Origin of the sequence: Undibacterium sp. Ji49W (genome assembly GCF_049340205.1) — a bacterium.
Classification (GTDB): Bacteria; Pseudomonadota; Gammaproteobacteria; order Burkholderiales; family Burkholderiaceae_D; genus Undibacterium.
The window spans coordinates 91,931-102,662 of the sequence record NZ_JBMPOW010000012.1 but is presented as its reverse complement, the minus strand read 5'-3'; the positions used below and the strand labels follow the sequence as shown (position 1 = coordinate 102,662).

The following is a 10,732-nucleotide window of genomic DNA, read 5'->3' as shown; positions in this document are numbered from 1 at the left end:
ACCCGTAGGGCGAGTCTGCGGTCGCCTTTCTTTGAATACGTTCTTTGGCGAAGCAAAGAAAGTATTTCGGCCGCCGGGCCGAGACCCGGCTTGTGTCTACGGAGAGCAATCGTTTAATCAAAGTACGGCAGACAACGAACGCCGCTGGAGCGACGATATCATGATTGCTGTTCATTGGCCGAGACCCGGCTTGTGTCTACGAAGGACAATCACTGAATCTCAGTACGGCAGGCAACAAACGCCACTAGGCTCCAGCCTTCGCTGGAGCGACGATATGAAGATTGCCGAAAGTTGAAAGAAACCCATTCCCACCCTAACCCTCCCCTTGAAGGGGAAGGGATTTCAATTGAGACGATATGCAACGAACACCTCTGGAGCGCCAGCCCGGTAGATTCCAGCCTTCGCTGGAGCGACGATCGTATGATCGCGATCGATCGATGTAATCGCATGCTCTCGCATCAAACATTCATGGCGCACAATGAACGCCATGAATGTTCAGGAAGCGCTTATTTAAAACTGATCCCCTTGTTCAATTTTGCCATCACATCATCCGGCACATTCTTGCTGCAAATGAGATAGCGTTCCCCACCATCCGGCATATCACTTGCCTTGAACTGACTGAACTTGTCCTTGGCTACATTCGATTGCTCAATCAGGTAATTGGCTTCTTCTGGTGCGGCGAACATCAGGTCGGCGGATTTGGCGGCGATCAGTTGCAGCATCTGCGTGTTGGTGCCGTTGGAGACGACAGTCTGGGGTTTTAGCTTGGCCAGTGCGGCATCAATGTAATGGCCGTAAGAAAATTTCTCTTTGATCAGCACTTTGATGCCGGGCATGGTCAATACCTCTTCCAGCTTGGCATGGTCCTTGATCTTGAAACCGCTGCTGATGATCATGACTGTGGGTTTGTCGCGGTACAGGGCCTTGCTGAACTTGGCAAAGCCTTCGCGTTCTTCGGTTTTATACCAGCCTATGGCGCAGGTTTTTTGTGTGTTTTCCTGCACCATGGCCAACTGGCGATTGGGGGCTGCCTTGGCCCAGGTGAAGGCGACGCCAGCACTTTTGAACGCGTTGGCTGCGGGGCTTGCTGTCAAACCGGATGCAGAACCGTCGGATTCTTCCACGATATACGGCGGGCGCACATTGTAGTTGAGGACAATCTTGTCATCGGCCAGGACCTGACCGCTGGTAGCGGCAGCCAGCATGGCCAGTGTGCAGAAATGAAAAAGTGCTTTTTTATTCATAGTGATCTTTCAAAATAGGCTCACGATAAAAACTGCTTTGACTGCAGCTTTATGTTAGTGGATGAAGCTGATAAATTCCATATACGGCTATGTTTTTTATTGCAGCAGATCTTGCAGCGCACGTGCCACCACCTTGGTCGCCTTGCGCAAATCTTCCAGGTTCAATCTTTCATCGGCGCGTTTGGCATGCGACTCCAACACCGTGCGTGGCCCCGCACCATAGATCACGCCGGGAATACCCACTTCTGAAAACAGGCGCACGTCGGTATATAACGGTGTGCCCAATGCCGGAATGACTTCACCAAATACGGTTTCACCATGCTTTTGTATCGCTTCCACCAGCGGCGTATTGCCGGGCAGGGGGCGCATGGAATTGGCCAGCAGCAGGCGTTTGATATCGACGCTGATGCCGGGCAGATCGTTGGCGGTGTCGGTGATGAGCTGGCGCAGGGTAGCTTCCACTTCTGCCGGATTTTCTTCCGGGATCATGCGGCGGTCCAGCTTGAAAGTGACGCGACCGGGGATGACATTGGTATTGGTACCGCCTTCTATCGTGCCCACATTCAGGTAAGGGTGGGTAATTCCTTCCACTTTCGATGTCACCTGTTTGTACAGCGTGTTTTGCGCATACAAGGCATTCAATATCTTGACGGCAGCCTGTAGTGCGTCGACACCAGAATCCGGGATTGCTGCATGTGCCATCTTGCCGTGTACGGTCACTTCCATCTGTAGGCAACCATTATGGGCAGTGATGACCTGGTAAGAAAAACCGGCAGCGATCATCAGATCAGGCTTGATCAGATTGTGTTTCAACATCCAGCCGGGGCCGACTTCGCCACCGAATTCTTCATCATAGGTAAATAACAGTTCCAGCGTGCCAGCCTTGGGCTGAACAACAGCTTCCAGCGCGCGCAGGGCAAAGGTGAAAGTTGAAAAGTCAGATTTACTGACGGCAGTGGCACGGCCATAGATGTTGCCGTTTTCTATTTCACCGCCATACGGGGCCTTGGTCCAGCCTTCGCCGGGTGGCACTACATCGCCATGGGCATTCAGCAGGATGGTCTTGCCAGGGCCATAGACACGGCGTACCAGCAGGTTGGTAATGCTTTGCAAGCCCGCGGCTTGCACTTCACTGTCAGGGACCACGTGTTTTTCAGCAGCTATACCCATGTCTTGCAACAGATCGGCAGTGCGGTCTGCATGTGGCGCATTGTTGCCGGGTGGGGTATCGGTGGGCACGCGTACCAGTTCTTGCAGGAATTTAACCTGTTCATCAAAGTGGGCGTCGATCCAGGCGTCGAGTTCTTGGTAGTGGTTCATGGTGGAGAGCTTTCTTGGTGAGTGTGATTGTGTGGCTGGGCGCGTTTGTTATGCTTCACGCCTCGATGTAAAGTGTTCAACAAAATGGCTAAAGGCTTGCGTGGCCAGTGCGGCGTCTTCTGCCGTCATGATTTCATCCGGATGATGGCTGATGCCGCCATTGCCGCAACGTACAAACAGCATGGCAACATCGCATAGTGCGGCCATCGCCATGGCATCATGCCCGGCACCTGAGGGCAGGTAACGCAGGCGCTGGTCGCAATGGGCAATGGATTGTGCAAGCTGCTGTTGCAGCCATGGCGCGCAAGGTACGCTGGGGGCTTCATGGGTTTTTCGCAGATTGAACTGCACCTTGCGTCTTGCCGCTATGCGTTCTATCTGTGCCAGCACATCGGCCACCGCCTGTTCACGTATGGCATCCTGTTCTGCACGGATATCAATGGAAAATACGGCCTTGCCCGGTACCACATTGGCGGCACCATTCGGTACATTAAACTGGCCTACCGTGCCGACCAGACCGGGGATGTCCTGGCAACGCTGTTCTATATACAACCCGGTTTCCGCTGCTGCCATGGCGGCATCGCGGCGCATGCCCATCGGGGAAGTGCCAGCATGGCCTGCCAGACCTTCCACTTCCACCATATAACGGGTAGCACCGGAAATGGCGGTGACCACACCCAGCGCCAAGTCTTCATTCAATAATACCGGGCCCTGTTCTATATGGACTTCGACAAAGGCCAGCACCTGCGCCGGGTCATACGCCGCTTTGGCCAGCCCGGCAGGATGAAAGCCGGATGCCGTCATCACTTCACGCATGCTGAGGCCGTTGTCATCCAGATTGTCCAGCACAGCCATGTCGAAGGTGCCGGCGGCGGCGCGGCTGCCAAGCAGGGTGGCTTTGAAGCGCACGCCTTCTTCTTCCGCAAAGCCGATAACCTCAATCGCAAACGGGAAACGCCTGCCTTCGGCATGCCATTGTGCTATGCAGGCTAGCGGTAGCAGGATGCCCAGGTTGCCATCATATTTACCGGCATTGCGCACGGTATCAAAATGCGAGCCGGTCAGCAGGGCGGGGGCATTCGGTTCCTGCCCTTCGTAGCGGCCGATGACATTGCCTGCCACGTCACGCCGTACGCTCATGCCGGCAGCGCACATCCATTCGGCCAACTGGGCTGCTGCACTGTGGTGCACCGGGGTCAGATACGTGCGGGTCAACATGTCTGGCGTTTCGGTATGTTGCGCCAATACGTCAGCCCTGCTCATGATTTGCGAGCCACAACTCGCGTAGGAATGCATCTTGCTCGACATGCTGGTCTCCTGCCTGGCCTGGGCTTTAGGTACGACTTCAATATAGCCTTCATAGTGGCTTCATGGCGGCGTTTTGATTTCCGGGTTGGCTGCCAGGTTTTTTCCCGGTTCGGACGCTGCCATTTTGGCCTGTTTTTTTGGATTCTACTATTGAATTCATTTATTGCATACAAAAATTGGATGCAGTATATTGGGTTTCAGATCACTTCATAACAAGCTGGCCTGGTGGTGATGTTTATTCCGTTTTTCTGTTATTTATCAAGGAGTTGCAGTTAGCTCACAGTCGTGCAATTACAGTAATGCTTACCATAGTAGTGCTAACCCTTATCAGGAGGTAGTCGTGCAGCGCATATACAAATCACTATTCGGCCAGGTGCTTATTGCACTGGTACTGGGGATACTGGTCGGGGTCATGTACCCCAGCTTTGGTGTCAGCCTGAAACCCGTAGGCGATGGCTTTATCAAGCTGATCAAGATGATTATCCCCATGATCGTCTTTTGTGTGGTCGTGCATGGCATTTATGGTGCAGGCGAGTTGAAGAAAGTAGGGCGGGTTGGCCTGAAAGCCCTGGTCTACTTTGAAGTAGTGACCACCGTTGCACTGGTGCTGGGCCTGGCGCTGGCGTTTATATTTCATCCGGGTGAGGGCATGAACATCGTCCCTGCTTCGCTTGATGCTAGCACCCTGAGTACCTATGTAGACAATGCCAACAAGGTCAAAAGCGCCGGCTTTGCCGAATTTGTGATGAAACTGATCCCGACCACGGTGGTCAGCGCCTTTACATCGGGTGACGTGTTGCAGGTATTGCTGTTTTCGCTGATTTTTGGTTGTGCACTGTCGCTGGTGGGTGAGAAAGCCCGCCCCATCGCCAACCTGATCAGCAGCCTGTCGGAAGTGTTTTTCAAGTGTATGTCCTTCATCATCAAGCTGGCACCTTTGGGCGTGTTTGGTGCAATTGCCTTTACCGTGGGCAAATATGGTGTGGGCTCATTAAAACAGCTGGGCTTCCTGGTGATCTTGTTTTACGGCGCGGTCATCATCTTTGTGTTTGGTATTCTGGGTGGCATATTGAAAGCTGCCGGTTTCAATATCTTCAAATTCATCAAATACCTGCGTGAAGAACTGTTGGTGGTGCTGGCAACGGCTTCGTCTGATTCTGTCTTGCCACAGGTAATGAAAAAGCTGGAATACATGGGCATCAAGGACACCACGGTGGGCCTGGTGATACCTACCGGCTATTCCTTCAACCTGGATGCGTTTTCTATCTACCTGACACTGGCCGCCGTATTTATAGCCCAGGCCACCAATACCCCGCTGGCGATGTCTGATCTGCTGGCGATACTGGCAATTGCCCTGGTGACATCCAAAGGTGCCCATGGCGTACCAGGTTCGGCGATAGTGATACTGGCTGCTACCTTGTCTGCCATACCGGCGATACCGGTGGTGGGCCTGGTACTGGTGCTGTCGGTGGACTGGTTTATCGGCATTGCCCGTGCACTGGGCAACCTGATCGGCAACTGCGTTGCAACTGTCGTTGTGGCGTCATGGGAAAAAGACATCGACAAAACCCGTGCCCATGCTGTCCTGGATGGTGATACCGCAGCGATTGCCAGTTATGATCTGGCGAACGCCAAAGCAGAGCTGGCGGCGGTATGAGGTGTTTATCATTGACTGACTGAGCCAGGTCAATATAAGTGTAATTAAAATAACGCCCATGGATGGAAATCTTTGGGCGTTTTGCGTATGGGGTTACAATTCCGGCCTGACTCATCATGCAGTAACAGGTAAATAATATGACAGCAACGACCCATTCAGACCAGGCAGACAGTTCTGAAGCCATTGCCAGCGATATCACCACCGCCATTGCCGAACAAAGGCTGCCGCCCGGCACCAAGCTGCGCGAAGAGGCGCTGGCACGCATGTATTCCGTCAGCCGCACCAAGATCCGCGCGGCCCTGGTCATGCTGGCCAAAGACAAGCTGATTGATCTGGTGCCAGAAAAAGGCGCCTTTGTCAGCAAGCCCAGTGAGCAGGAAGCGCATGAGATATTTTTTGTTCGCCGTATACTTGAAGCTGCACTGGTGCGCGAGTTTATTGCCAAGGCCACAGACGAAGACTATGCCCGCATAGAACAACACCTGATCCAGGAACGTCAGGCCATCATCGACAACAACGTGCAGGAACGTTCCACCCTGCTCAGCGACTTCCATATCCTGCTGGCGAAAACGGCAGGCAACCAGGTACTGACCGATATCCTCATGAAACTGGCAGGCCGCAGTTCACTCATTACCATGTTGTATCAGTCCAGCCGCGACGCCAGTTGCTCATCAGACGAACACGTAGAATTCATCCGCGCCGCCAAAGCCGGCGATGTAGAAAAAGCCGTGGAATTGATGGTGCATCACCTGCACCATGTTGAATCGGCCCTCGAATTCAAAGAGCCAGCGAAGAGCGACAAGAAGGATTTTATTTCGGCATTGCTGGCTTGAGTTTTAAAATATCTCCAACCAAACAAAAACAGAGGCCAGTATTGGCCTCTGTTTTTTGCATTTGATCAGCCGTTGATCAGGATGTTTTTGATGGCGGTGCGCTGGCGGTTCCGGTTGGCGTTGCCGCAGCCTGTGCTGCCATTGCTTTCTGCATCGTTTCCATATAGCTGACCGCCTCAGCAGTAGCAGTCGCATTTGGATAGCGCTGCAAGATCACCTTCAGGATACTGATGGCCTGTGCATGCTTGCGGAAATGGTCGCCAGACAGGCGTGCTGCCATCATATAGACCGCAGGTATATCCGCATGGTCTGGATATTTTTTATCGAAGCCCTGTATCAGGTTCATCGCGCCTTTGAAATCCCGCGCCGCTAAGGCAGTGCCTGCCATTTGCAATACATTGTCACCGAGTATGTCAAAGGCCGGGTCGCGCTTCTTCAACTCACTTAACAGGTGCAGGGCTTTTTCATGATAGGTGGCCTTGCTGAGCGCCAGCATATAACGGCGTCCCTGATCCAGAATGCGTTTTTCATCATCCTTGCGTTGCAATAGCTGGTACAGCCTTTCATTCATGCTGAGGTTATTGCGGTCATAACGCATTTCATCTTCCAGCAGGCGGATGGCGGCATCGACTTCGCCCTTCAACAGCAGCGCATCAATGCGCTGCATGAAAGGATCGGACGATACAGGTACTGCGCTTGCTTCTGCCTGTACACGCTGCGCATCAAAATCTACCTCGACCGCCATCCCCAGTTGCTGATGGTATTGGTACAGCACATAACCCATCATCGAATAGGTCGCCAGAATCAGGTAGAAATTGATAAACGTCACTAGCGGTACACTGACGAATGGTGACCAGGTTGCCGGTATCACATGGCGCACGCCCTCAATCGCCAGCAAGACTCCACCAAATATCGCCCACACGACGAAATAAGATACGCCCATGGCACGAATGAAGAACAGAGACGTCAGCGGGTTCAGTGCACGCAGAGTATCGTCCTCAATCGCCAGCACCATCACCGCCGCCGGTATCGGTATGGCAAACAGCAAGGCCAGCACGTAAAACCATTTGGCAAAATGCACGTCTGGCTTCATAAAACGATCCATCTTGCTGCCGGGCGTATTGGCGGGAGCATCCCCGGCACCGTTGTCGCTGCCGTAAGTGAGCGCCTGTTCCCGCGCGGCGATCTTGCGTGACGTGGCATCATCGGCATCGCTGGTTTTGGGGGCGCTCATGTCGTACTGGCCCATCGTTCTCTGTGCATCAGCGTCGTCATCGTCATCATCCTGGGCATTGCGTCGCTGCTCTGCATAGATATCCCGGTGTGCCTGGCCAGGTGATGTGGTCGCTGATGGAGTCGCCAATCCGGTTTCCGATGCGGCGGCCGATATGGACGGTGGTTCTTTGGGCATATCCACCTTGATTGCATAGGTGCCCACAATCACCATCAGCACAAAGTACAGCAAAAATACAAGATTCTGCTTGTAAGGGCGCTTGTCCTTGTTGCCAAATACCGTGATGTCATCCCATTTTGGATTGTGCTTGCCCATGGCAGCCATTTCCATTACGGCATAGGCGTAGCGCAAAAAGAACAACATCAGCAAGCCACGGAGCAGGCCAGAAGTGAGCACCGTCACGACGCTGACGGCCGACAGGCCCGCTATCATGAAAAGCGGTGCTGGCCGGAAAGGGAACAAAAGAAATGCAGGCAAGCGCTGCAAAAAAGGTGTGATATCGTCTTGATAGACTTTGATTTGATGGTCGACAGCCATGGATTCCCTTGATAATTTTCATGCGCTCTTGTGGCGCTGACGTCTATATTGACAAGCAGCACTATAAACGCAGTCCTGACCTCCTGCAAGGCTGTTGCTGGTGGGCATTATTATTAAATGAAATCAAACAGATGACGCAACCAACGCAGCAATACGGATTAACAAACCAGCACCGGCAAGCAGAACTGGTACGGAAGTTTGGAGAAGAACAGTTCAGCCAATTGCTGGCGCAACTGCTGCGCTTTGAGAAGACCCTGGCCGATGAAGAATCAATCCAAAGAGAGAGAATTTTGGGCGCCATCGTTTTTCTGGCGCGTGAAGGTTGGCCCGAAGATATCGCTGAGAATATTCACATCGCAGAGGTCAATGCGCCGGGTTTGCTGTATGCAGCAACGGTGAAGGATGAGCGGGGAGGGAATGTGAACAGTAATGAACCAATAGAAATGGATGATCGGCATGACGTGCCCGACAAGCGCATTGATGGATTGCCGCCCTCGACAAAACAACGCCAATTGAACGTGCAACAGCAAAATGCCCTGCATAAGCAAAACATGGCTAATACGGTACAGGCATTTCGCAACAGGCTGCCGGGTCAGAAACAATATCGTTGGGTGCTTGAATTGCTGGACCATGCCAGGCTGCATCCTGCGGAAGGTATTTTATTGTCGTACGGATCAACGCCCTGCGGCAGCAATGAAGCGTTTGCCCACGTGTTATGGCTGAGCGCGACCGCCCGGTTTTATGAACTGAACGGCATCATTGATACCGACAAAAGCGAGATATTGGAAATAGAATTGGTCACAGATATATCCGGACAGACAATTGTCAGCGCTCACCTGAAGGGGATCGGCAAAAGCTGGGGGCAACTGGCTATAGAATTGTTGGCGGAGTTTTTTCCTGGAGATACCTTAGTCGCACAGCCCTAGGTTGCGACTAAAATCATCAAAACGCCCGTGTGCAGCCCATAAAATAGTGAATTTTTCTGGTATCGTAGACAGTTATGCCAAATAAGCACCACGCTGCATAGCGACCAAGACTACTTCCATTTTTAGAATGTAGTAATACCGCTATATGTCAGGTACGCCACATCGCTTGTTTGCACACCGGTAACCATGCATCACTGAAGTCTGTTTACAAAGGAAATCATGCCTTCGCCTTCGCTTAGTTTAATACCGATCACCACAGGTATTTTCGCTGCACTTGTATGTTGCACTTTTCCTGCTCTTGCTCAGGACGCCATGTGTGAAGTCAAAGTGTCTGGTACAGAAAGCAGCTTCGAAATCAAGCGTACCAGTGACCCGTTTGCTTTGAATACCCACGACCTCGAAGGCGGCTTTCGTTTCAGTGCACAGGTATTTCAAGATCCAAAAAACGGGCAAGGCAAGTTAAAGACGTTTACCTATCACCAGTCGAAGAATCGTTATGTGTTGATCCATGCCAGCGAATCCAGCATTGATGCGGCCAGTTGCCAGACCGCGAAAAATGGTTTTGGCTTGCAGCGCGTGTATTCTCATAAATTCGAACGTGAACTCAGCTTTAGCTGTAAAGCGGTATGCGTGACAGGAACATCCCAATGAACACCTTATTCTTGAAACTAAAACAGCTTTCCTTGGGGCTTCTTTGTATGGTAAGCCTGTGCAGCAATGTGTATGCGCAAAAGCAGGATGTACGCATGTTGTTTGTTGGTGACCTGATGCTTGATGAATTGCCAGGTAAAGTGATACAGCAGGGCAAAGACCCGTTTGCCGCTTTTCAACAGCAATTCAAGCAGGCCGACCTCAGTTTTGGCAATCTGGAATGTGTAGTCGGATCAAGTGGAAAAAAAGAAGACAAGCCATTTACCTTTTTAGCGCATCCAAGGGTATTAAAAACCGTCAAGTCACATTTCTCAGCCGTATCGCTGGCGAATAATCATACCGGCGATTATGGCCCAGATACTTTTGCTGCCATGCTGGGCCTGTTGGGAAAAGAAAAGATTCCTTATTTTGGTGGTGGCCGTGATCTGCGTTCAGCGCATACGCCCTACCTGGTAGAAAAAAATGGCCATAAAATTGCCATATTAGGCTATGACAATTTCTTCCCGCGCAGCTTTGAAGCCCTGGAAGACCGGCCCGGCGTCGCATGGGCCGATGCGGATCAGGTCGCATTTGATATCCGCAATGCCAGAGAAAAGCTTGGTGCTGATATTGTCATTACCTATCCACACTGGGGCTGGGAACATGAACCGCATGCATCCAAACATCAGGAAGAACTGGCCCGTATCATGATCGATGCAGGCGCTGATGCCGTTGTCGGCGGCCACCCGCATGTGACGCAAAACATTGATATCTACAAAGGAAAACCTATTTTCTACAGTCTGGGCAATTTTGTTTTCAATGGTTTTCATACGGAAGAATCACAAACAGGCTGGGCACTGGAGTTGACCTTTTCTGCCGACAATAAAATCAACTGGACAATTCACGTCGCCAAGTTGGATAAAAATGGTATTCCTAAATATGCAGGTGTATTGCCTCAGAAGGAGATTGATAAGATTTTGAAATGAGTCAAGGCATTTCATCTTTAGGGGTGAGATGCTTTTATCTGTGCAGACCCGAGGGCC

Annotated in this window: 9 protein-coding genes; 5 read left to right on the top strand and 4 right to left on the bottom strand. The window is 51.8% G+C overall.

The features are described 5' to 3' along the window. Positions 1 to 506: 506 nt before the first annotated feature. The 3 genes from ACO0LK_RS16180 to ACO0LK_RS16170 form a co-directional block, all read right to left on the bottom strand. Entirely contained in the window at positions 507 to 1,244 is a 738-nt protein-coding gene (locus ACO0LK_RS16180; RefSeq protein WP_422976751.1) for a substrate-binding periplasmic protein, read from the bottom strand. 96 nt (positions 1,245 to 1,340) lie between these two features. Beyond that, a complete protein-coding gene (locus ACO0LK_RS16175) occupies positions 1,341 to 2,564 on the bottom strand; it encodes a M20 family metallopeptidase (RefSeq protein WP_422976749.1) in 1,224 nt (407 codons plus the stop codon). A 48-nt stretch (positions 2,565 to 2,612) separates the two neighbouring features. Then, positions 2,613 to 3,872 carry an allantoate amidohydrolase gene (locus ACO0LK_RS16170; protein ID WP_422976747.1) on the bottom strand — a complete coding sequence of 420 codons (1,260 nt, stop codon included), beginning with the start codon at positions 3,870 to 3,872 and terminating at the stop codon, positions 2,613 to 2,615. A 340-nt stretch (positions 3,873 to 4,212) separates the two neighbouring features. Here ACO0LK_RS16170 and ACO0LK_RS16165 point away from each other — a divergent pair, with 340 nt between their 5' ends. Continuing rightward, positions 4,213 to 5,529, top strand: a complete 1,317-nt coding sequence (locus ACO0LK_RS16165; RefSeq protein WP_422976745.1) for a C4-dicarboxylate transporter DctA — start codon at positions 4,213 to 4,215, stop codon at positions 5,527 to 5,529. Positions 5,530 to 5,666: 137 nt separating this feature from the next. Beyond that, positions 5,667 to 6,362 (top strand): GntR family transcriptional regulator, encoded by a 696-nt coding sequence (locus ACO0LK_RS16160; protein ID WP_422976743.1) that lies wholly within the window; start codon positions 5,667 to 5,669, stop codon positions 6,360 to 6,362. A gap of 76 nt (positions 6,363 to 6,438) precedes the next feature. On the opposite strand, the gene ACO0LK_RS16155 is transcribed toward ACO0LK_RS16160, so the two are convergent. Beyond that, entirely contained in the window at positions 6,439 to 8,133 is a 1,695-nt protein-coding gene (locus ACO0LK_RS16155; protein ID WP_422976741.1) for a hypothetical protein, read from the bottom strand. Positions 8,134 to 8,153: 20 nt separating this feature from the next. Here ACO0LK_RS16155 and ACO0LK_RS16150 point away from each other — a divergent pair, with 20 nt between their 5' ends. From ACO0LK_RS16150 to ACO0LK_RS16140, 3 genes are all read left to right on the top strand, one after another. After that, positions 8,154 to 9,059, top strand: a complete 906-nt coding sequence (locus ACO0LK_RS16150) for a hypothetical protein (RefSeq protein WP_422976739.1) — start codon at positions 8,154 to 8,156, stop codon at positions 9,057 to 9,059. A gap of 312 nt (positions 9,060 to 9,371) precedes the next feature. Continuing rightward, a complete protein-coding gene (locus ACO0LK_RS16145) occupies positions 9,372 to 9,710 on the top strand; it encodes a hypothetical protein (protein WP_422976737.1) in 339 nt (112 codons plus the stop codon). Next, positions 9,707 to 10,675, top strand: coding sequence for a CapA family protein (locus ACO0LK_RS16140; RefSeq protein WP_422976735.1), 969 nt, complete (start codon positions 9,707 to 9,709; stop codon positions 10,673 to 10,675). The genes ACO0LK_RS16145 and ACO0LK_RS16140 overlap by 4 nt, the downstream gene beginning before the upstream one ends. Positions 10,676 to 10,732 lie beyond the last annotated feature (57 nt).